At 63.4% G+C, this 26,126-nt stretch carries 26 protein-coding genes; 17 read left to right on the top strand and 9 right to left on the bottom strand.

The genetic code is table 11. The annotated features are described in order from the left end of the window. Positions 1 to 33: 33 nt before the first annotated feature. Both efp and epmA read left to right on the top strand, forming a co-directional pair. Positions 34 to 609: an elongation factor P gene (efp, locus tag R3175_RS10480; protein ID WP_318944220.1), complete on the top strand. Its 576-nt coding sequence runs from the start codon at positions 34 to 36 to the stop codon at positions 607 to 609. A 14-nt stretch (positions 610 to 623) separates the two neighbouring features. Continuing rightward, positions 624 to 1,601, top strand: a complete 978-nt coding sequence (gene epmA, locus R3175_RS10475; RefSeq protein ID WP_318944219.1) for an EF-P lysine aminoacylase EpmA — start codon at positions 624 to 626, stop codon at positions 1,599 to 1,601. A gap of 66 nt (positions 1,602 to 1,667) precedes the next feature. On the opposite strand, the gene asd is transcribed toward epmA, so the two are convergent. Further along, a complete protein-coding gene (asd, locus tag R3175_RS10470) occupies positions 1,668 to 2,525 on the bottom strand; it encodes an archaetidylserine decarboxylase (protein WP_318944218.1) in 858 nt (285 codons plus the stop codon). Between the two features lie 209 nt (positions 2,526 to 2,734). On the opposite strand from asd, the gene motA reads away from it, so the two are divergent. Beyond that, complete coding sequence (motA, locus tag R3175_RS10465) at positions 2,735 to 3,586, top strand: flagellar motor stator protein MotA (RefSeq protein WP_318944217.1); 852 nt, start codon at positions 2,735 to 2,737, stop codon at positions 3,584 to 3,586. A gap of 35 nt (positions 3,587 to 3,621) precedes the next feature. Beyond that, positions 3,622 to 4,587 carry a flagellar motor protein MotB gene (motB, locus tag R3175_RS10460; RefSeq protein ID WP_318944216.1) on the top strand — a complete coding sequence of 322 codons (966 nt, stop codon included), beginning with the start codon at positions 3,622 to 3,624 and terminating at the stop codon, positions 4,585 to 4,587. Between the two features lie 38 nt (positions 4,588 to 4,625). On the opposite strand, the gene rsgA is transcribed toward motB, so the two are convergent. Continuing rightward, on the bottom strand, positions 4,626 to 5,681 hold the full coding sequence (gene rsgA / locus R3175_RS10455; protein WP_318944215.1) for a small ribosomal subunit biogenesis GTPase RsgA: 1,056 nt from the start codon (positions 5,679 to 5,681) through the stop codon (positions 4,626 to 4,628). 121 nt (positions 5,682 to 5,802) lie between these two features. Here rsgA and orn point away from each other — a divergent pair, with 121 nt between their 5' ends. Beyond that, positions 5,803 to 6,372, top strand: a complete 570-nt coding sequence (gene orn / locus R3175_RS10450) for an oligoribonuclease (protein WP_318944214.1) — start codon at positions 5,803 to 5,805, stop codon at positions 6,370 to 6,372. Here orn and queG read toward each other — a convergent pair. After that, positions 6,336 to 7,448, bottom strand: coding sequence for a tRNA epoxyqueuosine(34) reductase QueG (queG, locus tag R3175_RS10445; protein ID WP_318944213.1), 1,113 nt, complete (start codon positions 7,446 to 7,448; stop codon positions 6,336 to 6,338). The genes orn and queG overlap by 37 nt on opposite strands. Positions 7,449 to 7,568: 120 nt before the next feature. On the opposite strand from queG, the gene R3175_RS10440 reads away from it, so the two are divergent. The 11 genes from R3175_RS10440 to R3175_RS10390 all read left to right on the top strand — a co-directional run bounded on the left by R3175_RS10440 (position 7,569) and on the right by R3175_RS10390 (position 20,821). Further along, positions 7,569 to 9,128, top strand: coding sequence for an NAD(P)H-hydrate dehydratase (locus R3175_RS10440; RefSeq protein ID WP_318944212.1), 1,560 nt, complete (start codon positions 7,569 to 7,571; stop codon positions 9,126 to 9,128). Beyond that, on the top strand, positions 9,128 to 9,646 hold the full coding sequence (gene tsaE, locus R3175_RS10435; protein WP_318944211.1) for a tRNA (adenosine(37)-N6)-threonylcarbamoyltransferase complex ATPase subunit type 1 TsaE: 519 nt from the start codon (positions 9,128 to 9,130) through the stop codon (positions 9,644 to 9,646). Before R3175_RS10440 ends, tsaE begins: the two co-directional genes overlap by 1 nt. Before the next feature lies 1 nt (position 9,647). Beyond that, the gene (locus R3175_RS10430; protein ID WP_413231762.1) at positions 9,648 to 11,015 is read left to right on the top strand and encodes an N-acetylmuramoyl-L-alanine amidase; all 1,368 of its coding nucleotides are present in this window, start codon (positions 9,648 to 9,650) and stop codon (positions 11,013 to 11,015) included. Between the two features lie 181 nt (positions 11,016 to 11,196). Beyond that, positions 11,197 to 13,134: a DNA mismatch repair endonuclease MutL gene (gene mutL, locus R3175_RS10425; protein ID WP_318944210.1), complete on the top strand. Its 1,938-nt coding sequence runs from the start codon at positions 11,197 to 11,199 to the stop codon at positions 13,132 to 13,134. A 5-nt stretch (positions 13,135 to 13,139) separates the two neighbouring features. Further along, on the top strand, positions 13,140 to 14,171 hold the full coding sequence (gene miaA / locus R3175_RS10420; protein ID WP_318944209.1) for a tRNA (adenosine(37)-N6)-dimethylallyltransferase MiaA: 1,032 nt from the start codon (positions 13,140 to 13,142) through the stop codon (positions 14,169 to 14,171). Positions 14,172 to 14,210: 39 nt separating this feature from the next. Next, entirely contained in the window at positions 14,211 to 14,462 is a 252-nt protein-coding gene (gene hfq, locus R3175_RS10415; protein WP_318944208.1) for an RNA chaperone Hfq, read from the top strand. A gap of 134 nt (positions 14,463 to 14,596) precedes the next feature. Beyond that, entirely contained in the window at positions 14,597 to 15,910 is a 1,314-nt protein-coding gene (gene hflX, locus R3175_RS10410; protein WP_318944207.1) for a ribosome rescue GTPase HflX, read from the top strand. Between the two features lie 76 nt (positions 15,911 to 15,986). Then, positions 15,987 to 17,177, top strand: coding sequence for an FtsH protease activity modulator HflK (gene hflK / locus R3175_RS10405; RefSeq protein ID WP_318944206.1), 1,191 nt, complete (start codon positions 15,987 to 15,989; stop codon positions 17,175 to 17,177). A 2-nt stretch (positions 17,178 to 17,179) separates the two neighbouring features. Then, a complete protein-coding gene (gene hflC / locus R3175_RS10400) occupies positions 17,180 to 18,055 on the top strand; it encodes a protease modulator HflC (protein WP_318944205.1) in 876 nt (291 codons plus the stop codon). A 209-nt stretch (positions 18,056 to 18,264) separates the two neighbouring features. After that, positions 18,265 to 19,443, top strand: a complete 1,179-nt coding sequence (locus tag R3175_RS10395) for an ATP phosphoribosyltransferase regulatory subunit (RefSeq protein WP_318944204.1) — start codon at positions 18,265 to 18,267, stop codon at positions 19,441 to 19,443. Between the two features lie 82 nt (positions 19,444 to 19,525). Continuing rightward, the gene (locus R3175_RS10390; RefSeq protein ID WP_318944203.1) at positions 19,526 to 20,821 is read left to right on the top strand and encodes an adenylosuccinate synthase; all 1,296 of its coding nucleotides are present in this window, start codon (positions 19,526 to 19,528) and stop codon (positions 20,819 to 20,821) included. A 132-nt stretch (positions 20,822 to 20,953) separates the two neighbouring features. Here the strand turns inward: R3175_RS10390 and cmoB are convergent, their stop codons facing one another. Genes cmoB through R3175_RS10365 form a run of 5 tightly spaced genes read right to left on the bottom strand, consistent with a single transcriptional unit; the run spans position 20,954 to position 24,540 of the window. Further along, on the bottom strand, positions 20,954 to 21,943 hold the full coding sequence (gene cmoB, locus R3175_RS10385) for a tRNA 5-methoxyuridine(34)/uridine 5-oxyacetic acid(34) synthase CmoB (RefSeq protein WP_318944202.1): 990 nt from the start codon (positions 21,941 to 21,943) through the stop codon (positions 20,954 to 20,956). Positions 21,944 to 21,959: 16 nt separating this feature from the next. Further along, entirely contained in the window at positions 21,960 to 22,712 is a 753-nt protein-coding gene (gene cmoA, locus R3175_RS10380) for a carboxy-S-adenosyl-L-methionine synthase CmoA (protein WP_318944201.1), read from the bottom strand. Then, positions 22,705 to 23,073: a kinase gene (locus R3175_RS10375; RefSeq protein ID WP_318944200.1), complete on the bottom strand. Its 369-nt coding sequence runs from the start codon at positions 23,071 to 23,073 to the stop codon at positions 22,705 to 22,707. Before R3175_RS10375 ends, cmoA begins: the two co-directional genes overlap by 8 nt. 33 nt (positions 23,074 to 23,106) lie before the next feature. After that, on the bottom strand, positions 23,107 to 24,108 hold the full coding sequence (locus tag R3175_RS10370; protein WP_318944199.1) for a serine/threonine protein kinase: 1,002 nt from the start codon (positions 24,106 to 24,108) through the stop codon (positions 23,107 to 23,109). A gap of 9 nt (positions 24,109 to 24,117) precedes the next feature. Beyond that, positions 24,118 to 24,540, bottom strand: coding sequence for a hypothetical protein (locus tag R3175_RS10365; protein WP_318944198.1), 423 nt, complete (start codon positions 24,538 to 24,540; stop codon positions 24,118 to 24,120). A gap of 138 nt (positions 24,541 to 24,678) precedes the next feature. Between R3175_RS10365 and R3175_RS10360 the strand changes: the two genes are divergently transcribed. Further along, a complete protein-coding gene (locus R3175_RS10360; RefSeq protein ID WP_318944197.1) occupies positions 24,679 to 25,791 on the top strand; it encodes an NAD(P)/FAD-dependent oxidoreductase in 1,113 nt (370 codons plus the stop codon). 35 nt (positions 25,792 to 25,826) lie between these two features. On the opposite strand, the gene R3175_RS10355 is transcribed toward R3175_RS10360, so the two are convergent. Further along, a partial coding sequence (locus R3175_RS10355; protein ID WP_413231761.1) for a ComF family protein occupies positions 25,827 to 26,126 on the bottom strand: 300 nt, incomplete at its 5' end.

The following is a 26,126-nucleotide window of genomic DNA, read 5'->3' as shown; positions in this document are numbered from 1 at the left end:
ATTCCAAACAGCTTTCTTGCAGGTGGTTTTATCATGGCATCCTATTCTACCAACGAATTTCGCAGTGGTCTTAAAGTTTTGCTCGACGGTGACCCCTGCGTGATTCTGGAAAACGAATTCGTCAAACCCGGCAAGGGGCAGGCCTTCAACCGGGTCAAGCTCCGCAACCTGATGACCAGCCGGGTCTGGGAGCGGACCTTCAAGTCCGGTGAAAGCCTGGAGGCTGCTGACGTCATGGATCAGGATATGGAATACCTGTATACCGACGGCGAGTTCTGGCACTTCATGCTGACCGACGGTTCTTTCGAACAGTACGCCGCCGATGCCAAGGCCGTTGGCGATGCCCTGAAATGGCTGAAAGAGCAGGATGTCTACACGGTGACCCTGTACAACGGCGCTCCGCTGACGGTGACGCCACCCAACTTTGTTGAGCTGGAAGTGGTGGAAACCGATCCGGGGATGAAGGGCGACACTGCCCAGGGGGGCTCCAAGCCGGCAACCCTGTCCACCGGCGCCGTGGTCAACGTGCCGCTGTTCATCTCCATCGGTGAAGTGCTGAAGGTGGATACCCGTACCGGAGAGTACGTCAGCCGCGTCAAGAATGCCTGATCCGGACCGGCGCTATGGCTGACGCCGATAGCTGGCGACCCACTAGTCACCTCGAGGCGCTGCATCAGCGAGCCCGCCAGTTGGCCTACCTGCGTGCCTTCTTCGCAAAGCGGGGCGTGCTCGAGGTGGAGACCCCGGTGCTGGGCCGTCATGGTGTCACCGACCTCCACCTGGACAGTGTCGCCGCCCGGCTGCTGCCCACGCCGGGCTGTGACCAGACAGAGGGCTGGCTGCAGACTTCTCCCGAATTTCACATGAAACGGCTGCTGGCGGCAGGTGCCGGTGCCATTTACCAGGTCTTCCGGGCGTTTCGCGATGGCGAGCGGGGCGGGCGCCACAATCCCGAATTCTCCCTGCTGGAGTGGTATCGCCCGGGTTTCAATGACCGCGACCTGATGGAGGAGGTGGCGGATCTGGTGTGCGGCTGGCTGGCTTGCGAGCGCCCGCAGACCCTGAGTTACCGGACGGCCATGGACCGATACGCGGGCATTGATCCCTTTGAGATATCCGATGGCGCGCTGTATCGCCGCTGCGCGGGCTGGCTGGGTCAGCCGGGTGCCGCAGAACTGGGGCGGGATGGTTGTCTGGAGCTGTTGATGAGCCATGAGGTGGAGCCTGCCCTGCGGTGCCAGCCGCCGACGTTCATCGTGGAGTACCCGGCCAGCCAGGCGGCGCTGGCGCGGGTCTCCGGCAGGGACGGGCATGCCGTGGCGCACCGGTTTGAACTCTACGTGGCGGGGATCGAGCTCTGCAACGGTTACTGGGAGCTGACCGACCCGGCGGAACAGCGCCGGCGTTTTGAGGCCGACAATGCCGCCCGGGTAGCGGCGGGCAAGCCGGCCATGGCAGTGGACGAGGCCTTGCTGGCGGCGCTGACGGCGGGGTTGCCGGACTGTGCCGGCGTGGCCCTGGGGCTGGACCGGCTGCTGATGCTGAAAGTCGGCGCCGAACGCATTGACGAGGTGATCAGCTTTCCGCTGGAGCGGGCCTGAGCCAGGCGTCAACGTGCGTCAGATGAGCCTGCTGGGCCGGGCGCAGCCGGGTTTGCCGCGGCATGCCTAGGCTCGGTGGCCAAATGCCGTTCCCATCCGTACGGTCTTGCCGGCGTCCAGTTCTGCGTTCCAGTGCGCGGCCCCTTTGGGTAGCAGCATGATGACCGTCGAGCCAAGGCGGAAACGGCCCATTTCCTCCCCCTTGTCGAATTGGATCGGGGTTTTCATGTGCTCGTAGCGGGTGGTGGTGACCAGCCCGGTGCCCGGAGCGACGACACCAGCCCAGGTGGTTTCCACGCTGCCCACGATCATGGCGCCCACCAGCACCATCGCCATGGGGCCAAAATCTGTGTCGAAGAGGGTAACTACCCGCTCATTGCGAGCGAACAGGTTGGGGACGTTGGCGGCGGTGACCGGGTTCACCGAGAACAGCTTGCCCGGGACGTAAACCATTTCCCGCAGGGTGCCGGCCAGGGGCATGTGGATGCGATGATAATCCTTGGGCGCCAGGTAGATGGTGGCAAATTCGCCGTCCACAAAGGGGGCGGCGCGATGGTCATCGCCCCCCAGCAGCTCAGTCAGGCTGAAAGACTGGCCCTTGGCCTGGAAGACCCGTCCGTCGCTGATCTGGCCGAGCTGGCTGATGGTGCCGTCCACGGGGCTGGTCAGTACCTTCGGGTCCGGGTCAACCGGACGCAGGCCGGGTTTCAGTTGTCGGGTAAAAAAGGCATTGAAGCTGGGGTAGGCAGACGGATCGGATTCCTGTGCTTCGCTCATGTCTACGCCATAGCGGCCGATAAACCAGTTGACCACCTGGTTCTTGAGGGCGGGTGCCCGGTCGTTGTCGGCAAGCTTGCCGGCCAGCCGCGAGACGGCCAGTTGTGGGGTAACGTATTGACTGAGAACGAACAGCTTGTCGAACATGAAGCGAATCTCTTGCACTGAAAGCGCGTGATTCTAGCAAAGTCTGCCAGCCAGGTAACGACGCAATCGTGAAACGGCCTGATAAAAAGGGCGGAGGGTGTCCGTGTTGTGCCGATGGTCATGAAAAGTGGTTGCTGTTTTCGCGGTCCGTTCAAGGGCTTGCTATGATTGAGACGGCTTAAATCGGATAAACGGGTGTAGTTGACTCTATGGCATTGATTATTGGCGCGATTGTCGTCCTGGCCTGTGTGCTCGGCGGGTATGTACTTCATGGCGGGAATCTGCTGGTGTTGTGGCAGCCCACCGAGGTGTTGATCATCTTTGGCGCAGCACTGGGCTCCTTTGTCATTGCGAATCCCCCCACGATCATCAAGCAGGTGTTCCAAGGGATCATGCGCCTGCTGGTCGGTTCCCCCTTCAATAAGGCTTTCTATCTGGACCTGCTCAGCCTGCTCTACGACATCTTCGACAAGTCCCGCAAGCAGGGGGTGATGGCGATCGAGGAGGACATCGACAACCCCGAGGCCAGCCAGATCTTCTCCCGCTATCCGGCAGTGATGAAGTCCAGCGAACTTCTGGCGTTCATTACCGATTATCTGCGGATCATCAGTTCCGGCAATATGGCGCCCCATGAGTTGGAGGGGATGATGGAGAGCGAGATCGACAGCCGCCACCATGAGCTGGAAGAGCCCGCCCATGCGGTGAACAAGATCGCCGACGCCTTGCCCGGTCTGGGGATTGTGGCGGCGGTCCTGGGCATCGTCATTACCATGAATTTCCTCAGCGAAGGGCCGGAGCGAATCGGCCTGAGCGTGGCCGCCGCGCTGGTGGGTACCTTCCTGGGGATATTTATGGGCTACGGCTTTGTGGGGCCCACCTCCATTGCCCTGGAGCATTCGGCCAAGTACGAGATCAAGGCCTACGAGTGCGTCAAGGCGGCGGTGGTGGCCACGGTGTCCGGCCAGGCGCCCCAGATGGCCATCGAATTCGGGCGCAAGGCGCTGCCGACCCACAAGCGGCCGGGGTTCCAGGAGCTCAATGATCATGTGCGCTCCAAGTAAATTGTCGCTGAACGCCACGCAGCACGGGTGACCTAGTGGAAGAAAGACCGATCATCGTCAAGCGCGTGAAGAAGGTGGCCGGCGGGCATCACGGCGGCTCCTGGAAGGTGGCTTTTGCCGACTTTGCCACCGCCATGATGGCCTTCTTCCTGGTGCTGTGGCTGACCGCCACCGCCTCGCCGGAGCAGATCCGCAATGTGCAGGGCTATTTCAAGGACCCGGTGGGTTTCACCGAGGGCGGCTCGCCCCACCCGGTGGATCTGGAGGGCAGTGCCTCGGTGGTGGACTCCTCCAGTGCCGATGTCGCCGACACGGAAATCCGCTTGGAAGACCAGCGTATCGAGGAGTTGGCCGACACCCTCGAACGCCGGCAGATGCAGGAGCTACGTCAGGACCTGCAGGACCAGATCGAGCAGAGCCAGACCCTGCAGGAGTTCAAGGACCAGCTGCTGATCGACATTACCGACGAGGGTCTGCGCATCCAGATCGTCGACCGCTCCCAGCGGCCGATGTTCGACAGCGGTCGTGCCCAGCTCAAGTACTACTCCCAGGAAATCCTGTTCGAATTGGCCAAGCCGCTCAGCGCCGTCACCAACAAGCTCAGCATCACCGGCCATACCGACGCCACCCCGTTCAGCGGGCGGCCGGGTTACACCAACTGGGAGCTGTCCGCCGACCGGGCCAACACCGCCCGCCGCGCGCTGGTTGCCGGCGGTGTGGGGGCCTCGCAGATTGCCCGGGTGGTGGGGCTGAGCGATTCGGTGCTGTTTGACGAAGACGACCCCACCGCCCCGGTAAACCGGCGTATTTCCATCATTGTGCTCAACAAGAAGGCCCAGCAGGACATTCAGGACAAGGCCGGGCGAACCGATCCCAATGCCCCGCTGATCGACCTGACCGCGCCGACAGAGGCGGAGCAGCAGGAGGCCCGGGAACTGCTGGAGAGTGGCGAGCTGCTGGAGCCGAGAGAGGAGCCGGATCCGCAGCAGTTGAGCTGGTAAGGGTGAACGCGCCGGCCAGTGTCGCCGGCAGGGGGGGGTTAGTTCAGGGTGAGCCCCCGGGACTGCTGTTCGGCCATATCCTGCAGGATGCGGTGAAAGCTGCTCAGGCGTTCCGCGCTCAGGGTACCGTTGGCCACCGCCTGGTCGAAGGCGCAGCCCGGGTCCCCCTGGTGGCTGCAGTTGCGGAAGCGGCAGTGGCCCACCAGCTCGCGTATCTCCCGAAAGCCGTACTCGATTTCCTGCGGTGTCATGTGCCAGAGCCCAAACTCCCGGATGCCCGGTGAGTCGATCAGGTCGCCGCCGCAGTCCAGGTGGAACAGACGGGCGGTGGTGGTGGTGTGGACGCCTTTGCCGGTGCTTTCCGACACGGCGCCCACCCGGATGGCCTCGTCGGGCAGAAGCGTCTGAATGATCGAAGACTTGCCCACCCCGGATTGCCCCACAAACACGCTGGTTTGCCGGGTGACCAGGTCCTGTACCTGGGGGGCCGGGCCGCCGTCCGCTGCCTTGGCACTGGTGCGAACCACCGGGTATCCCAGTGCCTCGTATCGGGCCAGGAGCGTGTCGATGGCCTGGCGGTTGTCGTCCGTCACCAGGTCCTGTTTGTTGAGGAGGATAACCGCGGGAATGTCGGTGATTTCCGCCGCCACCAGGTAACGGTCGATCAGGTTGTCGTGGGGCTCCGGTTCCGGGGCGATCACCAGGATGATGTGGTCAATGTTGGCCGCCACCGGCTTGATCTGGCCAAACTTGTCCGGTCGCTGCAGCAGCGTATGGCGATCGGAGCGTGCGACGATGACGCCGGTCTTGTCGGCCCCGGGGCGCCAGACTACCCGGTCTCCGGTCACCAGGTTGTCGATATTGGCGCGCACGAAGCAGCGAAAGACGGTGCCCTGGCGATCGCCCTCCAGCGCCTCCACATCCAGTTGCTGGCCGTAATGGGCAATGACCAGGCCCGCCTGTTCATCGCCCAGGTCCCCCGACTCCAGTTGCTGGTCAATCGCCCGTTCCTTGCGTTTGGCGCGTTCGGCACGTTCCGCCTGAATCTTGCGGATGCGCCACTGTTGCTGCTTGTTGAGTCGACGTTTGGCCATGGATTGCGTTTCAGGTGTCCGTGTCGGGGTCCAATCTGGTGTAACATCATACGCGATTTGCCCGGTGTCTGCCCGCGATGGCAAACGCCGCACCAACAACCCGCCAATGTGGAGACTGCCCATGGCTGCAAGCGACCGCCTGGTCTGGATCGACCTGGAAATGACCGGACTGGATCCGGAACGTGAGCGCATCATCGAGATTGCCACCATCGTGACCGACTCCAACCTGGAGGTGATTGCCGAGGGGCCGGTCATCGCGGTGCACCAGCCGGACAGCTTGCTGGAGGCCATGGACGAGTGGTGCACCCGCACTCACGGGGAAAACGGTCTGACCCAGCGGGTCAAGGACAGCAAGGTGTCCGAGGCCGAAGCGGAGCAGCAGACCCTTGCGTTCCTCCGTCAACACCTGGAGGCAGGGCAGTCCCCCCTGTGTGGCAACAGCATCGGCCAGGACCGGCGCTTCCTGGTGAAGTACATGCCCGAGCTGGAGGGATTCTTCCACTACCGCAACCTGGATGTCAGCACCATCAAGGAGCTGGCGCGGCGCTGGCGGCCGGACGTGTTGGCCGGCGTGACGAAGAAGGGCTCCCATTTGGCCCTGGACGACATCCGCGATTCCATTGCCGAGCTGCGGCACTATCGCGACAACTTCTTTCAGTTGGCGTCGGAGTCTACCCCGGAGTCGTCCTGATTCTGCCGGACAGCTGCCTCCGGTGTGATGCCGTGCCGGGCCAGGGCCCAGTGCACATGCTCGCGCACCAGGGCAGAGGGGTGATTGGCCCGGCACTTCAGGGCCTCGATCACCGGGATGGTGCTGGGTGCGTTGCCCAGTCCGACCGCCAGGTTGCGTAACCAGCCCTCATAGCCGGTGCGACGGATGGCGGAGCCTTCCGTTCGTTTGAGGAACGCCTCCTCGCTCCAGAGGAACAGCGTCGCCAGTTCGGTGTTGTCGAGCTGGTGGCGAGGCCTGAAGTCGTCCTCCTCCGACACCTTGCTGAACCGGTTCCACGGACACACCAACTGACAGTCGTCACAGCCGAACACCCGGTTGCCCATCAGGGGGCGAAGCTCTTCCGGAATGCTGCCCTTCAGCTCGATGGTCAGGTAGCTGATGCAGCGTCTTGCATCCAGCCGGTAAGGCTCGGGAAAGGCGTTGGTGGGGCACAGGTCCAGGCAGGCGTGGCAGCGGCCGCAATGGTCCTTGTCGTAGGGGGTGTCCACCGGCAGCGGGGCGCTGGTAAAAATTTCCCCCAGAAAGAAGAAGGACCCGGCCTTGCGGTTCAGCAGCATGGTGTTCTTGCCCTGCCAGCCCAGACCCGCTTGTTGTCCCAGGGCTCGTTCCAGCACCGGTGCACTGTCGACAAAGGCCCGGTAATCGAACCCCGCTACCGCCGCATCGATACGCTTGGCCAGGGCGGCCAGACGCTTTCGGATCAGCTTGTGGTAATCCCGCCCCAGGGTGTAGCGGGAAATGTAAGCCTTCTCGGGGTTGGCCAGGACGTCACCGGGGCTGTCTGGGGCGGTCAGGTAGTCCATCCGCACGGAAATCACCCGCGCCGTGCCGGGCACCAGCGATTGCGGTGTGTACCGTTTGTCGCCGTGGTCCGCCATGTACCCCATTTCGCCATGCAGCCCCTCGGCCAGCCATCGCTTCAGGTGGTCTGCGTGCTGCCCGGTGTCCGGCAGGGTGATGCCAACGTCGGCAAAGCCGAGTTCCCGCGCCCATTCGCGGATGGTGGCCGGCAGGTTGTCCAGGGTGTGGGTCATGGTGTGCGAAGGTGAGGGAAGGTTAATTTGATTAAGTTAGGACCTTTCAGAGTGTTTTGCTATGCTTTACAGACATCTGGCCAGTGTACTTAAACCGATTTCTTTACCGGGACAGACCCTATGATCACATCCGGTGATAACAGCTTACCAGAATCCCTGTATTCCGCCGATGCGGTGCGTGAGATGGATCGCTTTCTGATCGACGGTGGCCATGTACCCGGTTTCGAGTTGATGCGGCGGGCGGCCAGTGCCATCTTCCGGCAGTTGGTCCGGTTGTGGCCTGAGCCGCGGCCGCTGCTGGTGTTGTGCGGGCCGGGCAACAACGGTGGCGATGGCTATTTGGTGGCGGCCAGTGCCAGGCGTCACGGTCTGGAGGTGAGTTGTCTGGCCCTGACCGACCCCGAGCGACTCCAGGGCGATGCCCGTCAGGCCTGGCAGGCCGCGGTGGGCGATGGCGTGGAGATCCGTTGTCTGGAACAGTTGGACGATGCGGATATTGACACGCGGGTCCGCGAGGCCGGGTTGATCGTCGATGCCATGCTGGGCACTGGTGCCTCTGGCGCGCCCCGAGCGGCCTTCTCGGCGATGATCCAGCGCTGCAACGCCGCTCCGGCGCCCATCCTGTCGGTGGATGTGCCGTCGGGACTGGATGCAACCACCGGGGAAACCGCCGGGGTGGCTGTCCGGGCGGCCGCCACGGTAACGTTTATTGGTCTGAAAGCCGGGCTGTTTACCGGTCAGGGACCCGACTGTGCAGGCACGGTGCTGTTTGACCGGCTGGTCGATGAGGGAGCCTTGTCCGGGTTTACCGAGCCACCGCTGGCTCGGCGCATTGATTGGGGGACCCTGCGGCATCGGCTGCCCTTGCGGCCGGCCAGCGCCCACAAGGGGCGCTTCGGGCACCTGTTGATTGTGGCCGGTGACCGGGGCTTCGGCGGCGCCGGATTGATGGCGGCCGAGGCGGCGGTTCGCTCCGGTGCCGGCCTGGTGACTCTGGCCACCCGTCCCGAGCATGTGGCGCCAGCCCTGGCCCGCTGTCCCTCAGTCATGGTCCAGGGCATGACCCACGGTTCTGAGCTGGCGCCGTATCTCGCCAAGGCGACCACCGTGGTATGCGGGCCCGGCCTGGGGCAGGCGGCCTGGGGGCAGCAAATGCTGCAGCAGGTGCTGGCCAGCCGGCCGCCAAGGGTGCTGGATGCCGACGCCCTTAACCTGTTGGCGCAACGGGTGCCGGTGCAGGCGGCCAATCAGCTGTTAACCCCGCATCCGGGGGAGGCGGCCCGGCTACTGGGCGTGACCGTGGCCGAGGTGGAGTCGGACCGGCTCGCGGCCGCTGTCGCCCTGCAGCAGCGGTATGGGGGCGTCATCCTGCTCAAGGGGGCCGGGACGGTGATTGCCGGTGACAATGGCTGCGCCGTGCTGCAGGGCGCCAATCCGGGCATGGCAACGGGTGGTATGGGTGATGTGCTGTCGGGTATTATCGGCGCTTTACTGGCGCAACTGGGAGCGGTCGGGCCGGCTGCCGAGCTCGGCGCGGCACTGCACCTGGCAGGCGCCAACCGGGCGTCGGGGCAGTTGGGTTACATGGCCCTGGCGCCGACTGATGTGATTGGTGCGTTGCCTGAGCTGCTGTGCGAGGCGGAAGTCAGGCTGGAACGGGCCGCTCGTGGGATAGAGTGATGATGTTGACGGCGAGTGAGGCAGTGCGCTGTTCGGTCACCATGGCCGACGAAAGTGAGACGGAACAGCTGGGCAAGGAGATCGCCCGGCAGGTTCGGGCCAGCGGAACCGGGCTGACGGTGTTTCTGGAGGGCAACCTGGGCATGGGCAAAACCACGCTCAGCCGCGGGCTGCTGCGTGGCCTGGGGCACCAGGGGGCGGTGAAGAGCCCAACCTACACCCTGGTGGAGCCCTATGAGCACCTGCAGCCGCCGGCCTATCATTTCGACCTCTATCGCCTGGGGGACCCGGAAGAGCTGGAGTACATGGGGATCCGCGACTATTTCCTGGGAGACGACGTGTGCCTGATCGAGTGGGCCGAGCGGGGCCAGGGGGTGTTGCCGGAGCCGGATCTGGTAGTGCGCATTGAGGCCCAGGGCCGTGGCCGGATCGCCTACCTGAATGCGGGAACCCGGCGGGGGAGTGACACGGTGTTGGCATTGGTGGCCAATCGGCCCCAGGGAGAGGCAGGTGTATAGCATGGGCAGCTTGATCGGCGGATGGGTCCCCCGTTGGATCCTGCAGGGTATGCTAACCATGGTCATGGCGTTGTCCGTGATGGGCGCCAGCGCCGCCACGGATGTCGAGGGGGTCCGGATCTGGCCGGCGCCCGATCACACCCGTCTGGTGTTGGACACCGCCGGGCCTGTGCAGCACAACATCTTCACCCTGGACAACCCCAAGCGCCTGGTGATCGATATTCGCGACGCCACCCTGAGCGCCAACTTCGGGGCGCTCGACCTGGACGGCAGTCCCATCCGCCGAATCCGCAGTGCGCCGCGTAACGGCTCAGACCTCCGGGTGGTGCTGGATCTGACCGGCGAGATCAAGCCCCGCAGTTTCCAGCTCGAACCCAACCAGCAATACGGCCACCGGCTGGTGCTGGATCTGGTGGGCGAGGGCGATCCGCGCGGAACCGAGGCCGCACCGCAGCCCACCATCAGTGACGATGCATCCGGCAAGCGTGACATTATCGTGGTGATCGACGCCGGCCACGGTGGTGAAGACCCCGGCGCCATCGGTCCCCGGGGCTCCCGGGAAAAGGACGTGGTGCTGCGACTGGCCAAGACCCTGGCAGACGTCATCGAGGCCAAGCCCGGCTACACCGCCCGCTTGACCCGCACCGGCGATTACTACATCCCCCTTCGCCAGCGCACCCTGCTGGCCCGACGCCACAACGCCGATCTGTTCGTGTCGGTGCACGCCGATGCTTTCCGTACGCCGCAGCCCCGGGGCGCGTCGGTGTTCGCTCTGTCGCAGCGGGGTGCCACCAGTGAGACCGCGCGCTGGTTGGCGCGCACCGAGAACCGGTCCGACCTGATCGGGGGCTCCGGCGGTGTGTCGCTGGATGGCAAGGACGATACCCTGGCCGGTGTCCTGCTGGATCTGTCCATGACCGCCAGCATCAACGCCAGTATTGGTGTCGGCGATTACGTGCTGCGCCAGTTGGACCAGGTGACGCGTCTGCACAAGCCCGGCGTGGAACAGGCGGCGTTTGTGGTGCTCAAGTCGCCCGATATTCCATCCATCCTGGTGGAGGCGGGCTTTATTTCCAATCCGGATGAAGAGCTCAATCTGGGCAGTTCCAACTACCGGCAAAAGCTGGCCCGGGCGGTATTCCGCGGTATCGAAGACTACTTCGACCATACGCCGCCGCCTGGTACCCTGGTCGCCTGGCAGAAGCGGCAGGGCAATCAGGGTATCAGTCATTACCAGATACGGCGGGGCGATACCCTGTCCGCGGTGGCCCGGGATAACCAGACCACGGTCAGCGAGTTGATGCGGTTCAACGGACTGAGCGATGACCGGGTGGTGGTGGGTCAGACCATCCGGATACCAGCGTCCTGAGTCGGGGGCTGACCGTGGCGGGGGCAAAGCTGCATTCTGTCCCCCCCCCCCGGCAGGCGTTTGCTGCCCCGGGCGGATGAGATTGCGTCGATCACGGATGAGCCGTTACTGTTCCATCTGGTATGATGCCAGCCTTTAACCGGGTTATTCATTCCGCCACTTCCAGAGGCTGTTTCATTTCATGTCCGCCATCAAACTGCTGTCTCCCCGACTCGCCAACCAGATCGCCGCCGGTGAGGTGGTGGAGCGTCCGGCGTCGGTGCTGAAGGAGCTGGTGGAAAACGCCCTGGACGCTGGCGCCGGCAATATCGACGTGGAGGTGGAGCAGGGGGGCGTCAAGCTGATCCGGGTGCGGGACAACGGCGCCGGGATTGGTGAGGACGACTTGCCCCTGGCGCTGAGCCGGCACGCCACCAGCAAGATTTCCAGCCTGGAAGACCTGGAGGCCGTCGCCTCTCTGGGGTTTCGCGGTGAGGCCCTGGCCAGTATCAGCTCGGTGTCGCGATTGGCGCTGACCTCCCGCACCGAACAGCAGCAGGCCGCCAGCCGGGTGGAGGTCGAGGGGCGGGAGATGGAAGCCCGGATCTCCCCCGCCGCGCATCCCGTGGGCACCACGGTCGAGGTTCGCGACCTGTTCTTCAACACTCCGGCCCGTCGCAAGTTCCTGCGTACCGAAAAGACCGAGTTCAATCACCTGGAGGAGTGCCTGCGACGCCAGGCCCTGGGGCGTTTCGACACCGGCTTTACCCTGCGCCACAACCAGAAGGTGGTGCAGAATCTGCGCCCGGCGGCCAGCCAGCTGGATCGGGAGCGTCGCATCGGAGCCCTGTGCGGGCAAAAATTCATCGACAACGCGGTGGTGATCGATGCCGAGGCCACGGGGCTGCGGCTCTGGGGCTGGGTGGCGCTGCCCACCTTTTCCCGCAGCCAGGCCGACTTGCAGTATTTCTTCGTCAACAACCGGGTGATCCGCGACCGCCTGGTCGCCCATGCGGTACGCCAGGCCTATCGGGACGTGTTGTACAACAACCGCCACCCGGCGTTTGTGCTCTATCTGGAAGTGGACCCGGCCACGGTGGACGTCAATGTCCATCCCACCAAGCATGAGGTCCGGTTCCGCGATGGCCGCCTGGTCCACGATTTCATCTTCCGCACCCTGCACAAGGCGCTGGCGGACGTGCGACCGGACGACCATTTTCGCGGGGCCCTGGCCCAGTCGGAGGTCGGGGCGGGGGGCATGCCCCAAGCGGCCCAGGACGTCGCCGGGCACCAAGCTCCCGTGGCGGGAAGTTCCCCATTTTCGGGCCAGGTACCCCCGCCAGCCCAGAAAACCTGGGAGGCCCGCGACCAGATGGCCTTCTACCAGTCCCTGAACCAGGGCGGTGGGGTGGACACGCCGTCACCGGCCGCAGTGACAGAATCGGTCACTGGCGTACCCCCGATGCCGGCTTCATCAGGGGGCTGGTCCTCAGCCCCGGCGGCTGCGCCGGCCCACCTGGAAGCGGCGCCCACCACGCCATCGATGGATGGCGACCAGCCACCGCTGGGCTACGCCATTGCCCAGCTCCACGGCATCTATATCCTGGCCCAGAGCCACCAGGGAATGATTGTGGTGGACATGCACGCGGCGCACGAGCGGATTACCTATGAGCGGATGAAGCTGGCGTTGGCGGCCCAGGACCTGAAGAGTCAGCCGCTGTTGGTGCCCCTGTCCCTGGCGGTAAGCCAGAAAGAGGCTGCCCTGGCGGAGACCCACGGCGACGAGTTGCAGCGTCTGGGGCTGCTGATCGAGCGGATTGGCCCGGAAACCGTGGCGGTGCGGCAGGTGCCGGCCTTGCTGCGGGGCGCCGACACCGAGCAATTGGTGCGGGACGTGCTGGCGGACCTGATCGAGCATGGCCAGAGTGACCGGGTGGAGGCGGTGACCCACGAACTGTTGGGTACCATGGCCTGTCACGGGTCCGTGCGCGCCAACCGCCAACTGACCATTCCGGAAATGAATGCCCTGCTGCGGGACATGGAAGCGACGGAGCGCAGTGGCCAGTGCAATCACGGTCGACCGACCTGGACACTGGTGACCCTGTCTGAGCTGGACAAACTGTTCCTGAGGGGGCGTTAGGCGTCATGTCCGCGTCGTTTGCAGACTCCGGGATCCTGCCGCCCGCCATCTTCCTGATGGGGCCCACGGCGTCGGGTAAGACCGATCTGGCCATTGAGCTGTGCCAGCGCCTGCCCTGCGACATCATCAGCGTCGATTCGGCGATGATCTACCGCGGCATGGACATTGGCACCGCGAAGCCCGATGCCGCCGAGCTGGCCCGCGCCCCGCACCGTTTGATTGACATCTGCGACCCCGCAGAGACCTATTCGGCCGCGGATTTTCGTCGGGATGCCCTGCGCGAAATGGCCGAGATTACCGCTAAAGGTCGCATACCACTTCTGGTGGGCGGCACTATGATGTACTTCAAGGCGCTGTGGCATGGCCTGTCCGACTTGCCCTCGGCGGATCCGGACCTTCGCAAGGCCCTGCAGCAGGAGGCCCAGCAGCGAGGCTGGGAGGCGCTGCACCAGGAGTTGGCGAGACTGGACCCGACGGCGGCGGCACTGATCCACCCCAATAACCGTCAGCGGCTGTTGCGCGCACTGGAAGTCGTCCGCATAACCGGCAAGCCAATTTCCCGGATATGGCAGTCGCAGCGGGCGCAGCAGGATGAGTCCGGACAGATTGTTGAGGATTACCCTTATTTTACGCAGTGGCAGGCAGACGAATCGTCCACGCTGCCGTATACTGTGGTCCAGCTTGCGATAGCCCCCTCTGAGCGGCGCGTGCTCCATGAACGGATTCGCCTCCGGTTCCTGAAAATGCTGGATCTGGGATTTCTGGATGAAGTCCGGACGCTGATGGCGCGAGGTGATCTGACCCCGGACTTACCTTCCATGCGATGCGTCGGCTACCGCCAGGCCTGGACCTACCTGGCCGAAGATGGCGAGCGGGACACCCTGGTGGCAACCGGCGTGGCTGCGACGCGGCAACTGGCCAAGCGTCAGTTGACCTGGCTGAGGAAATGGCCGGAGGTTCACTGGCTGGCGTCAGAAACCGGGCAAAATGCTGAGAAAGCCTTGAAAATTATCAGCTCTCGCACCACATTTAACTGAATAAGACGATCTGCTTTAATAAATTACAGGAGAAAACACATGTCAAAAGGGCACTCTCTACAAGACCCTTACCTCAATGCATTGCGCAAGGAGCGAATTCCGGTATCCATCTTCCTCGTTAATGGCATCAAGCTTCAGGGCCAGATCGAGTCCTTCGATCAGTTTGTGATCCTGCTGAAGAACACCGTCAGCCAGATGGTGTACAAGCATGCAATTTCCACCGTGGTGCCAGCCCGTAACGTTCGCGTTCCGCAGCAAAACCCGGCCGGTGAAGGCGAAGCCGAAGGCTGATTGCATTTCCCGCGTTTTCTGGCCTGGGAGCCAGTTTCGACCCGCCTTTTCGGGTACCAGCAACCCTGGTGCCAGGAAGGGTGGGTCTCTGCGCTTGTCTCGTAAAGATAGTCTGATCCTGGAGTCTGCATCCCTTGTTTGAACGTCCTGATGTCGGTGAACGGGCGATTCTGGTCCATATCGAGTTCTCGTCCCATAACGAAGGCGAAGACCTGGGCGAGTTTGTCGATCTGGTCACCTCCGCCGGAGTCGAAGCCATGACCACGGTGTCAGGATCCCGTAATCAGCCCAGCCCACGGCTGTTCGTCGGTGAGGGCAAGCTGGAGGAGATCCGTCAGGCCATCCAGCTCTACGACGCGGACGTAGTGCTCTTCAACCATGCGCTCAGCCCCAGTCAGGAACGCAACCTGGAACGGGAGCTGAAGTGCCGGGTGCTGGATCGAACCGGGGTCATCCTCGATATCTTCGCCCAGCGGGCACGAACCCATGAGGGGAAGCTGCAGGTGGAGCTGGCTCAGCTGGAGCACATGGCGACCCGTCTGGTGCGCGGCTGGACCCACCTGGAGCGGCAGAAGGGCGGTATTGGCCTGCGGGGGCCGGGGGAAACCCAGCTCGAGACCGACCGGCGGCTGTTGCGGGAGCGGATCAAGTCCATCCACCGGCGTCTCGAGAAGGTGCGCAAACAGCGGGACCAGGGACGCCGGGCCAGGAACCGGGCGGACATTCCCACGGTTTCCCTGGTGGGCTATACCAACGCAGGCAAGTCCACCCTGTTCAACCGTATGACCGAATCCGCGGTCTATGCTGCCAACCAACTGTTCGCGACCCTGGATCCAACCCTGCGCCGCCTGGATATGCCGGACATTGGTGGTGTGGTCATCGCTGATACCGTGGGCTTCATCCGCCACTTGCCCCACAAGCTGGTGGAGGCATTCCGCGCCACCCTGGAGGAAACCACCGACGCCACCCTGCTGCTTCACGTCATCGACTGCAGTGACGAGCGACGGGATGACAACATCGACCAGGTGGAAGAGGTGTTGCTGGAGATCGGCGCCGATGAGGTTCCGGTGCTCCAGGTATTCAACAAGATTGATCTGCTGGACGACTTCCGGCCCCGGGTTGAGCGCAATGAGGACGGCGTGCCGGTGCGGGTCTGGGTATCTGCGGTCACCGGAGACGGTATGGCGGAGCTGTCCGATGCCATCGTTGAGCGTCTGGCTGAGAAAGTACTGCACCAGTTCGTGGTGTTGGGGCCTGGGGATGGCAAGTTTCGCTCCCTGCTACACCAGGCCGGGTCCGTGCTGCGTGAGCAGCACCGGGAAAACGGCGATACCGTGATGGAAGTTCGCCTTCAGGAACGGGACTGGCTACAGTTGCTAAGGCGGGCTGGTTTGAGTGAGGGCGATGTCCGTCTGGAGCGCGGGGTAGGCGATGTTGGCAGGCCGTAATCCGACGGCTATTGCCCGAGCGCCCATAAATCCCTAGTATTTGCAGCCATCTGAACAGTTTAGAACGGAGAGCACTATGGCCTGGAATGAACCGGGTGGAAACCGAAACGACAATGACCCCTGGGGAACGGGCGGTCGTCGTGGCAACGACCAGGGGCCACCAGACCTGGACGAAGCGCTGAAAAAAGGGCTGGACCGGCTCAACAAGATGCTCGGTGGCAAGGGCGGAAAGTCTGGCGGCAACGGCGGTTCTTCCGAGAGCGGCGGTGGCTTCGGTGCCATTCTGGCACTGGTGGGCATTTTGCTGGTGGGCTACATCCTGTTCCAATCGTTCTACACCGTGGACGAGCAGGAGCGTGCCGTGGTATTGCGCTTTGGTGAGTACCACAAGACTGAAAATCCCGGTCTGCGTTTCAAGGTGCCGCTGATTGACGACGTCACCAAGGTACGGGTGACCAATGTCCGGAATGCCGAGTCCCGGGGCCAGATGCTGACCCAGGACGAAAACCTGGTAACTGTCGATCTGCAGGTGCAGTACCGCGTCGCCAGTGCCCGGGACTATGTACTGAACGTTCGTGACTCCAATCAGGCACTGGCGTTCGCCACCGACAGCGCGTTGCGCCACGAAGTGGGCAGCTCGCTGCTTGATGAAGTGCTCACCGAGGGTCGTGCCGAACTGGCGGTTCGTGTCGAGCAGCGTTTGCAGCGGTTCCTGGAAGATTACGGCACTGGCCTGGAAATCGTCCGGGTCAACGTTGAAAGCACCCAGCCTCCCGCGCCGGTGCAGGACTCCTTCCGTGAAGTTCAGCGCGCCCGTGAGGACGAGCAGCGCCTGAAGGAAGAGGCGGAGACCTACCGCAACAAGGTGGTGCCGGAAGCCCGTGGTCGTGCCCAGCGTATGGTGGAAGAGGCCCTGGCCTACAAGGAAGAGGTGATCGAGCGGGCCAACGGTGAGACGTCCCGCTTCCTGGAGATGCTCGCGGTCTACCAGCTGGCGCCGAAGGTCACCCGCGACCGCATGTACCTGCAGGCGATTGAGAATGTTATGTCCAACACCAGCAAGATCCTGGTGGATACCCAGGGTAGCAACAACATGATGTACCTGCCGCTGGATCGCCTGGTTGGGCGTTCAGGTCTCCCCAGCCGGAATGAGGATTCGCAGAGCCCGCATCCCACCATGACGGAGAACGATATCCGGGTGCTGACGGATCGGGTGATTCAGGAAATTCAGGGCAGACAGGGTAACAGTGTACGGAGGGGGAGATAATCATGGGACCTAAAGGTGTTGTGGGTCTTGCAGGCACCCTCATCGTAGTCCTGCTGGTGCTGTCGAGCGTGTACATCATTCCGGAAACCCATCGCGGCGTATTACTGCGCTTCGGTGAGTTGATCGAAACCGATATCAAGGCCGGCATCCACTTCAAGGTGCCGGTGATCGATGAGGTCCGGCGCTTCGATGTACGGGTATTGACCAACGACCTCCCGGCCAAGCAGTACCTGACCATCGAGAAGAAGCCGCTGGATGTGGATTCCTACATCGCCTGGCGGATCCGGGACGTGGACGAGTTCTACCGGGCCACTGGTGGCGATGAGTTGCGGGCCCAGTCGTTGCTGTCCTCGCGGGTGGATAACGGTCTGCGTGACGAATTCGGCGTTCGCACCATGCATGAGGTGGTGTCCGGCCAGCGGGATGAGCTGATGCACACCCTGCGGGACCGGGTGAACGAGACCTCGATCGACGAGTTTGGGATTGAGGTTCTGGATATCCGCGTCAAGGCGATTGAACTGCCGGGTCAGGTCAGTGAGAACGTTTACCGGCGGATGGCCACCGAGCGTGAAAAACTGGCCCAGGAGTTCCGCTCCCGGGGCCGCGAGGCTTCCGAGGGTATTCGTGCCGACGCCGATCGTCAGCGCACGGTAATCCTGGCGGAGGCGTTCGCCAAGGCGGAAACGCTGCGAGGTGAGGGTGACGGTCGGGCTGCCTCGATCTACGCCGATGCCTACAGCTCCAATGAAGAGTTCTATCAGTTCTACCGGAGCCTGGAGGCCTACCAGAAGACCTTCGCCACCAAGGAAGATTTGATGGTGATCGATTCCGACAGCGACTTCCTGCGGTTCCTGAAGGATCCTCTGGGCGGAAACTGAGGTCGGAACGGGCCGCAAGCCGGAATGTCAGGGAGCCGGAAACGACTCCCACAGGCATTCCGGTTTTTTTGTGGTTATGAACAGTGTAAAATTCGGCCGGTTTTGGTGTGGCCTTCCGCTTCGCAACGGGCCCGGCCCTCAACTCTCCCATATCCCGCTACCGGACGGTCACGGCCGGGCACCGGGATGCAGACGGACACTAGACGCGCATGACAGTATCTGATCGCTGGTTGCTGCCAGACGGGGTGGAAGACATACTGCCGCCACTGGCAGGACGAATCGAATCCCTCCGCCGGGACGTGATGGACACGTGCCAACGCTGGGGCTACCAGCTTGTTATCCCGCCTCTGATCGAATACCTCGAATCCCTGTTTACCGGCACCGGGCATGACCTGGAACTGCAGACCTTCAAGCTGACCGATCAGCTGACCGGTCGGATGATGGGGGTGCGGGCGGACATGACCCCCCAGGCGGCGAGAATCGATGCCCATACCCTCCGGCAGGAGGGCGTCACCCGGCTGTGTTATGCCGGTCATGTGCTCAATACCCGTCCGCAACACATGCTGACCGGGCGGACGCCGATCCAGGCCGGTTGCGAATTGTTTGGCAGCGGCTCCGAGGCGGCGGATCTCGAAGTGATCAGCCTGATGCTGGAGACCTTGCGAGTCTCCGGATTACCGCGGGTGCACCTGGATTTGGCCCACGTGGCCATCTACGAATCGCTGATCGGTGACGCTGATTTCGATACCGGGACCGAGAGCGCGATCTTTGATGCGATGCGGCGCAAGTCGGTGCCCGAGCTGAACGAGCTGTTGGGGGACTGTGCCGCCGATAGCGCGGGTGGACGGTTGCGGGAGTTGGCCGCCATTACCGGGGGTATGGATGCCCTCGCCCAGGCGCGGGAAGTGCTGAAGGGGGCATCGGCAACCGTGACCGGCGCTCTGGATCAACTGGAGCGAGTGGCCGCCATGCTCAACCGGGATTTCCCGGAAGTGGGTGTCGGTTTCGATTTCTGCGAACTCCGGGGCTACAACTACCATACCGGACTGGTGTTCGCCGCCTATTCCCCCGGCCACGGCGATGCCGTTGCCAAGGGCGGGCGCTACGATGCCATCGGCGGTGACTTTGGCCGGGCCCGGCCGGCCACCGGGTTCAGCCTCGATGTCCGTGCCCTGGTGGCCCTGGGCGAGCGTGCCGGACGGCAGTCTGGAGCCATCTGGGCGCCGGCCAGCGAAGACCCGGCGTTGGCCGGAGTGATTGCCGGTCTGCGCATGACCGAGACCGTGGTACAGGCCTTGCCGGAAGATGCCGAGGTGGATCCCCGCCAGCGCGGTTGCGACCGCGCCTTGGTCAGGCAGGGGGATCAGTGGGTCGTGGAGACCCTGTAAACGGGCTGGTTGAGTGTCAGCATCCATTGAGATTATTTGACCGTTGCCGCTCCCCGGGGTGGCGGCACATCGAGAGAGAAGCATGGGTAAAAACGTTGTAGTTCTTGGCACCCAGTGGGGTGATGAAGGTAAAGGCAAAATTGTTGACCTGCTGACCGATCAGGTGGCGGCCGTGGTCCGTTTTCAGGGCGGTCACAATGCCGGTCACACCCTGGTGATCGAGGGCAAGAAAACCGCGCTGCACCTGATCCCTTCCGGTATCCTGCGGGAGCATGTGAACTGCCTGATCGGCAATGGTGTCGTGCTTTCGATGGAAGCGCTGATGAAGGAAGTCCGGGAGCTGGAAGAACGGGGCGTTGCAGTGCGTGATCGCCTCAAGATCAGCCTTGCCTGTCCGCTGATCCTGCCCAGCCACATCCGCATCGACCAGGCCCGTGAGAAAGCTCGCGGCAACGACAAGATTGGTACCACCGGTCGCGGCATCGGTCCCGCCTATGAAGACAAGGTCTCCCGTCGCGGCCTGCGGGTGGGTGACATGCTTGATGCGGCCAGTTTTGCGACCAAGCTCCGCGACATCATGGAGTACCATAACTTCGTGCTCACCGAATACTTCAAGGAAGAGCCGGTAGATGTGGACCAGGCGCTGGCGGAGCTGACGGCGCTGGGTAAAGACGTGCTGCCGATGGCAGCAGATGTGACCGATCTGCTCCACGACTATCGCAAGAAAGGCGAGCACATCCTGTTCGAGGGCGCCCAGGGCTCGCTGCTGGACATCGATCTGGGCACCTATCCGTACGTGACCTCCTCCAACACCACGGCCGGCGGCACCGCCACCGGTTCCGGCTTTGGCCCGCTGTTCCTGGACTACGTGCTGGGGATCACCAAGGCTTACACCACCCGGGTCGGTTCCGGCCCCTTCCCCACCGAACTTTTCGACGAGACCGGCGAATACCTGGCGGTGAAAGGCAACGAGGTGGGCACCACCACCGGTCGGGGCCGGCGCTGTGGCTGGTTTGACGCCGTGGCCCTGCGCCATGCTATCCAGATCAACAGCGTCTCCGGCATCTGCCTGACCAAACTCGATGTGCTGGACGGTCTGGAAACGGTCAAGGTCTGTGTCGGCTACAAGACCCCGAAGGGGGAGCTCCACCGTCCTCCCATCGGCTGTGACAACTATCGGGACATCGAGCCCGTTTACGAGGAGCTGCCCGGCTGGCAGGAGAGTACCGTGGGGCTGACCAGCATCGACCAGCTGCCGGAGAACGCCAAGGCGTACATCCGCTTCCTGGAACAGCAGATCGAGGCGCCGATCGACATCATTTCCACCGGTCCGGACCGGGTGGAGACTGTCATCATGCGCCACCCGTTCGGTCAGTAAGCCGCACGGAGTTGGAAAGGGCCAGCAATTGCTGGCCCTTTTTGTTGGTATCGCCAAATTAGCTGGCAGTGAGCCAGGCCTCGCGCCTCGAGATGAACCGTGGCTCACCGACTTTCCGTTGAGCCTGCTTGTTCAGGGTTTCTCGGCAATCACCGTCGCCCGTTTGGGGCCGGGATAGCCCTCGATGGTCCTGGTGGGATCTTCCGGGTCGAGAAAGTCCTTCAGCGACTGGAACCGCATCCAGTCTGTGGCCCGTTGCTCCTCGGTGGTGGTCACCGTGACGTCCACCACCCGGGCATTCCGGTAGCCGGTGCGGTGGAGCCAGCGCAGCAGGGTGTCGCAGCTGGGCAGGAACCAGACGTTGCGCATCTGGCCATAGCGATCCTCCGGCATCAGGCTGAACCCTTCCGGGCCGTCCACCACCAGCGTTTCCAGCACCAGTTCCCCGCCACGGCGCAGGGTATCCTTCAGCTCCAGCAGGTGGTCCAGCGGCGACCGGCGATGGTAGAGCACGCCCATGGAGAAGGTGGTGTCGAAGGTTTCCAGCTTCGGCGGAAGGTCTTCCGCGCGCACGGGCAGCAGATCCACCGGCACCTCGCCCAGGTAGCGTTTGACGCTGAGGAACTGGAACAGGAACAGCAGGCCCGGGTCGATGCCGATCACCCGCCGGGCGCCGGCGCCGTACATGCGCCAGCAGTGGTACCCGGAGCCGCAGCCGACGTCCAGTATCCGGCGACCCGCCAGGTCCGACAGGTGGGGCGCAACCCGCTCCCATTTCCAGTCCGAGCGCCATTCGGTGTCGATGTGGGTACCGAAGAAGTCGAACGGTCCCTTGCGCCAGGGCATCAGGCCCCGCAAGCCCGCTTCCAGCTGCTCCTGGCGTGGAACGTCGATAGAGTCTGAGCGAAGGGAGATGGCGGACCGGTTAAGGTCTACCGAGGCATCGTCCAGCTCGGGCAGTTGTGACCAGGCCTTGTGCCAGCGCCGGACGTCGCCGTGCGGGTTGTCGTCGAAGCGCCAGGTGAGCTGTCTGCGCAACAGGTCGGCCCAGTCTTCCAGGCCGCTGGCAGCGAGGTTCTCTAGGAGGGGGGTAAAGCAGTGTTGCCAGTTGAAGGTACTCATGAGGAAATGGGGTCGCTTAGGCGGATTTGATCGCGAGCATGGACACGAAATTGAAGCACTGGTACCACACCAGGACCTGGTCGAAGCCGGCGGCGACCAGGCGCGCCCGATGCTCGACCAGGGTCTCGGGAATCAGCACCCGCTCCAGCGCTGAGCGTTTCTGACTGATTTCCAGGTCGGAATAGCCATTGGCCCGTTTGAAGTCATGGTGCAGCCGGGTCTGGATGTCCTGCTCGTGGGGGGATTCGAAGCGGATCTTCTCCGACAGGATCAGTACGCCGCCTGGGCGGGTGGCCGTGGCAATCCTGCCCAGCAGTTCCTCCCGACGTTCCGGTGCCACGAACTGCAGGGTGAAATTGAGGGTGGTCACCGACGCGTCTGCCAGCCGGGTGTCGAGAATGTCCTCGCACCGCAGGGTGACTGGCAGGGGATGGTCGTCCAGGGCGATGTAATGCTGGCAACGCTCGATCATGGCCTCGGAGTTGTCAACGCCCACCAGGGTGCAATCGTCAAAGGGGATGCCATGACGCATCGCCAGCGTGGAGGCGCCCAGCGAACACCCCAGGTCGTAGCAGTGGCTGCCGGACTGGGCGTACTGCTCGGTAATCACCTCGATCATGGGAATGATTGTCGTGTAGCCCGGTACGGATCGGCGGATCATGTCGGGAAACACCCGTGCGACCGAGGCGTCAAAACGAAAGTCCGAGCGCGGTAGGTGTTCGGCGAACAGCCGGTCGGTGGCCTGGTCGGGGTGTTTGCGGTCAGTCATCGGCAGCCTCACGGGTTGGTGCGGGTGATCCGTCCACCACGGTACGAATCTCGCCGCATCGTACACCGCGGTTTTTGTAGTCCACCAACACGCCGCGGAACGCCGGGTCCACGTCCGAGGCTATGGCCAGATAGCCCTGCTCGCACACGGCGTGCAATTCCGAGGATTTCTTGGACATCCGAAAACCTTCCCGGTCCGGTGACACATGAATGGCCTTGAACTCGCCCACCGGTACCTCGTCCTTGTTTCCGGAGTGGTCAATCCGGCCACTCATTTCCAGTGTCAGTACCGTCACGACAATGCTGATGACCCCCACGGCAATCAGGCTGCGAGCGGAATATCGGCCCTCGGTTTGGCTCATGCGTTAACTCCAGACAGGGTGATTTGGGCGGTGTCAGTATTGGCCCGGGATGGCGACCGGCGCTGCCTGCAGGGCGGCAAGCTGCTCCCGCAGCGCCAGAATCTGATCGGACCAGTAACGTGGTTGCGTGAACCACGGGAAAAAGCGGGGGAACGCCGGGTCATCCCAGCGCCGGGCAAGCCAGGCGCTATGGGCAATCTGGCGATAGCAGCGCAGGGGCTCGATCAGGAAACGCTCGCGGCGGTTGAACTCCCTGAACGTTTCGTAGCCTTCCAGCAGTTCCCCAAACTGCGCCCCCTGGTCGGCCTCGGCCCCATTGAGCAGTAGCCAGAGGTCCTGGACCGCCGGCCCCATGCGGCAGTCGTCCAGGTCGACAAACAGCATTTGCTCATCCCGCACCAGGATGTTGCCGGCGTGGCAGTCGCCGTGCAGCCGAACCGAGTCCACCGGTCCGGCTTCGTCGATGCGACGGGCACAGGCGTCAATCAGATCGGGAATCAGGCTGTCCCAGGCCGGGCGCAGGTCCACCGGCACCCAGTGGTTGTCCGTCAGATAACGGCTGTTGTCGGTGATGCCGGCGAGAATGGCAAAGGCAGGCCGATGCTCGAATGGCCGCGTGGCGCCGACATTGTGCCACTGTCCCAGCCACTGGCCCAGGCGGTACAGGGTGTCTTCAACACTGGTTTCCGGAGCCTGGCCGCCACGCTGGGGAAACAGCGCGAACAGAAAATCGCCGTGTCGGCCCAGGGTGTCTTCCGTCCGGCGGAGGGGGAGTGGGGCAACCAGGGGCAGGTCGGCCCCGACCAACTCCGTCGCGAAGTCATGCTCCTCGCGGATCTGCGCCTCGCTCCAGCGATTGGGCCGGTAAAACTTGGCAATCACCGGCGGGCCGTCCTCCAGCCCCACCTGATAAACCCGGTTCTCGTAACTGTTCAGGGCGAACAGTCGACCGTTGACCTCAAAGCCTTCGGCTTCCACGGCGTCCAGAATCCGGTCCGGGGTGAGCGCGTCATAGGGGTGGGCGGTATCGGTCATAGGCTCCGGTCAGTGAAAACGGTTGCTGTTGTTCTGCATGCGTGTGAGATGGTACCAGTTGCTGTCCAGTTCCCAACGAATGCGGGAAATTCCTGACGATTGCAGAACGAGATTGCCGGCCCTGGCCTGTACCCGGGCCAGTTCCCGTTCCGCCCGCTGCCACTCCCGGTGGTTGTCAGGTAGCGACTTCATGCTGGGGAAAAGGGTAGTCAGCGCCTCCCGGGTGGAGACATCGTGAGAACGCAGCGAACTCATGATGGCGGTTCGGCCCTCGACCCGCAAAACCCGGTGCTGATAGGGGTAGTCGGCTACGGTTGGGTCATCCTTCAGTCTCTGGTTCAGGCTGATCACCTCAAAGCCGCGCCAACCCAGCCAGCTGACGAACAACGCTGCCACTATCATCACGACCAGGAACTGCTTCCTGTCTGACATACCCACTTTCGCTCCCTGCATTTAAATCGGCGCTCAGTATATCTTGTTCATCATGACCTGACTAAGGGCAGCGTTGGCGTTTTTTCGATTCGGCCGGGATTGCGATACCCTGCGGCTTTCGAGTGAGGAGCGGAGTTTGTGAGCGGCGAAGACACACTGACCGTCGATACCGTGGTGATCGGAGCAGGCGTTATCGGTCTGGCGACGGCCCGGGCCCTGGCGCTTCAAGGGCAGCAGGTGCTGGTGCTGGAGCGGGCAGGGCACTTTGGCGAGGGCATCTCCTCCCGCAACAGCGAGGTGATCCACGCCGGCATCTATTACCCGGACCGCTCCCTCAAGGCGACGATGTGCGTCCGGGGGCGGGAAATGCTCTATCGGTACTGCCGGGAGCGGAACATTCCCCATCACAAGTGCGGCAAGTGGATCGTTGCGGTGACCCCGGACCAGGTCCAGGAGCTGGAGCGCATTCGCCAGCAGGCCCGGCGCAACGGTGTGGCGTTGGACTGGGCCGACCGGTTCGCCCTGGCGAGGGCGTTGCCCGAGGTGACTGCTGCTGCAGCCCTGTTCTCACCGGAAACCGGTATCCTCGACAGCCATCAGCTGATGCTGGCGCTGCTGGCGGATCTGGAGTCCGCCGGTGGTCAGTTGGTGTGCCTTGCCCCGGTGCTGTCGGCCGCCAGTGACCAGTCGGGTCATACCCTCTCGATTGGCGGCGCGGCCCCCTGCGGCCTCCGGGCCAGCCGGGTGGTCAATGCCGCCGGTCTCGAGGCGGTGCCGTTGGCGCGGCGTTGGCAGGGATTTCCCTTGGAGCAGTGCCCCACGCCCTTCTATGCCCGAGGGGTCTACTTCAGTTACAGCGGGCGGCATCCGTTTCAACAACTGGTCTATCCGGTGCCCCAGCCGGGGGGGCTGGGCATTCACCTGACCTTGGACCTGGCTGGCCAGTTGCGGTTTGGCCCGGATGTTGAGTGGATCGAACATCCGGATTTCCGGGTGGACGAGCGGCGAGCCCGGGCCTTCGCCGAGGCCGTGCGGCAGTGGTGGCCGGCGTTGGAACCTGCCCGCCTGCAACCGGCCTATGCCGGCGTGCGTCCCAAGCTGGTGGGGCCTGGCGCACCGGCTGGTGACTTCATGATCCAGGATGCGGCGAGCCATGGTGTTCCAGGGCTGGTGCACCTGTTTGGCATTGAATCACCGGGGTTGACCGCGAGTCTGGCGATTGCGGAGGAAGTGGCCGACCGGCTGGTTTGAGGGACGGAGCGCAGCTGTCCCGGTCCGAGCGGTGCTCAGGGGGTGCGAGCCAGGGCCCAGACCTGGACGTCTTCGGCGCCGGCATCGAGCAAGGCCTGGCTCAGCGTGCGCGCGGTGGCACCGGTGGTCACTACATCTTCAACGATCGCCACCCGCCTGGGCGGTTGGCCCGATACCTGGAAGATGCCCCTCAGGTTCTGCTGGCGCTGCGCCCGGTTCAGCCCGGATTGACTGGGGGCGGAGCGAATCCGTCGGGCCAGGGTAATGGACCAGGGGATCCCCAGGCGCCGGCTGAGCTTCTCGGCGATGTCCTCGGCCTGGTTGAAGCCCCGGCG

Origin of the sequence: Marinobacter sp., from assembly GCF_033722735.1 — a bacterium.
Taxonomy (GTDB): Bacteria; Pseudomonadota; Gammaproteobacteria; order Pseudomonadales; family Oleiphilaceae; genus Marinobacter.
This window is presented reverse-complemented; position numbering and strand designations above follow the sequence as displayed.

Bases quoted from the DNA above. Each gene is read 5' to 3' on its own strand.
- efp (WP_318944220.1), top strand. From the start codon at position 34: ATGGCATCCTATTCTACCAACGAATTTCGCAGTGGTCTTAAAGTTTTG.
- epmA (WP_318944219.1), top strand. From the start codon at position 624: ATGGCTGACGCCGATAGCTGGCGACCCACTAGTCACCTCGAGGCGCTG.
- asd (WP_318944218.1), bottom strand. From the start codon at position 2,525: ATGTTCGACAAGCTGTTCGTTCTCAGTCAATACGTTACCCCACAACTG.
- motA (WP_318944217.1), top strand. From the start codon at position 2,735: ATGGCATTGATTATTGGCGCGATTGTCGTCCTGGCCTGTGTGCTCGGC.
- rsgA (WP_318944215.1), bottom strand. From the start codon at position 5,681: ATGGCCAAACGTCGACTCAACAAGCAGCAACAGTGGCGCATCCGCAAG.
- orn (WP_318944214.1), top strand. From the start codon at position 5,803: ATGGCTGCAAGCGACCGCCTGGTCTGGATCGACCTGGAAATGACCGGA.
- queG (WP_318944213.1), bottom strand. From the start codon at position 7,448: ATGACCCACACCCTGGACAACCTGCCGGCCACCATCCGCGAATGGGCG.
- R3175_RS10440 (WP_318944212.1), top strand. From the start codon at position 7,569: ATGATCACATCCGGTGATAACAGCTTACCAGAATCCCTGTATTCCGCC.
- tsaE (WP_318944211.1), top strand. From the start codon at position 9,128: ATGATGTTGACGGCGAGTGAGGCAGTGCGCTGTTCGGTCACCATGGCC.
- R3175_RS10430 (WP_413231762.1), top strand. From the start codon at position 9,648: ATGGGCAGCTTGATCGGCGGATGGGTCCCCCGTTGGATCCTGCAGGGT.
- mutL (WP_318944210.1), top strand. From the start codon at position 11,197: ATGTCCGCCATCAAACTGCTGTCTCCCCGACTCGCCAACCAGATCGCC.
- miaA (WP_318944209.1), top strand. From the start codon at position 13,140: ATGTCCGCGTCGTTTGCAGACTCCGGGATCCTGCCGCCCGCCATCTTC.
- hfq (WP_318944208.1), top strand. From the start codon at position 14,211: ATGTCAAAAGGGCACTCTCTACAAGACCCTTACCTCAATGCATTGCGC.
- hflK (WP_318944206.1), top strand. From the start codon at position 15,987: ATGGCCTGGAATGAACCGGGTGGAAACCGAAACGACAATGACCCCTGG.
- hflC (WP_318944205.1), top strand. From the start codon at position 17,180: ATGGGACCTAAAGGTGTTGTGGGTCTTGCAGGCACCCTCATCGTAGTC.
- R3175_RS10395 (WP_318944204.1), top strand. From the start codon at position 18,265: ATGACAGTATCTGATCGCTGGTTGCTGCCAGACGGGGTGGAAGACATA.
- R3175_RS10390 (WP_318944203.1), top strand. From the start codon at position 19,526: ATGGGTAAAAACGTTGTAGTTCTTGGCACCCAGTGGGGTGATGAAGGT.
- cmoB (WP_318944202.1), bottom strand. From the start codon at position 21,943: ATGAGTACCTTCAACTGGCAACACTGCTTTACCCCCCTCCTAGAGAAC.
- cmoA (WP_318944201.1), bottom strand. From the start codon at position 22,712: ATGACTGACCGCAAACACCCCGACCAGGCCACCGACCGGCTGTTCGCC.
- R3175_RS10375 (WP_318944200.1), bottom strand. From the start codon at position 23,073: ATGAGCCAAACCGAGGGCCGATATTCCGCTCGCAGCCTGATTGCCGTG.
- R3175_RS10370 (WP_318944199.1), bottom strand. From the start codon at position 24,108: ATGACCGATACCGCCCACCCCTATGACGCGCTCACCCCGGACCGGATT.
- R3175_RS10365 (WP_318944198.1), bottom strand. From the start codon at position 24,540: ATGTCAGACAGGAAGCAGTTCCTGGTCGTGATGATAGTGGCAGCGTTG.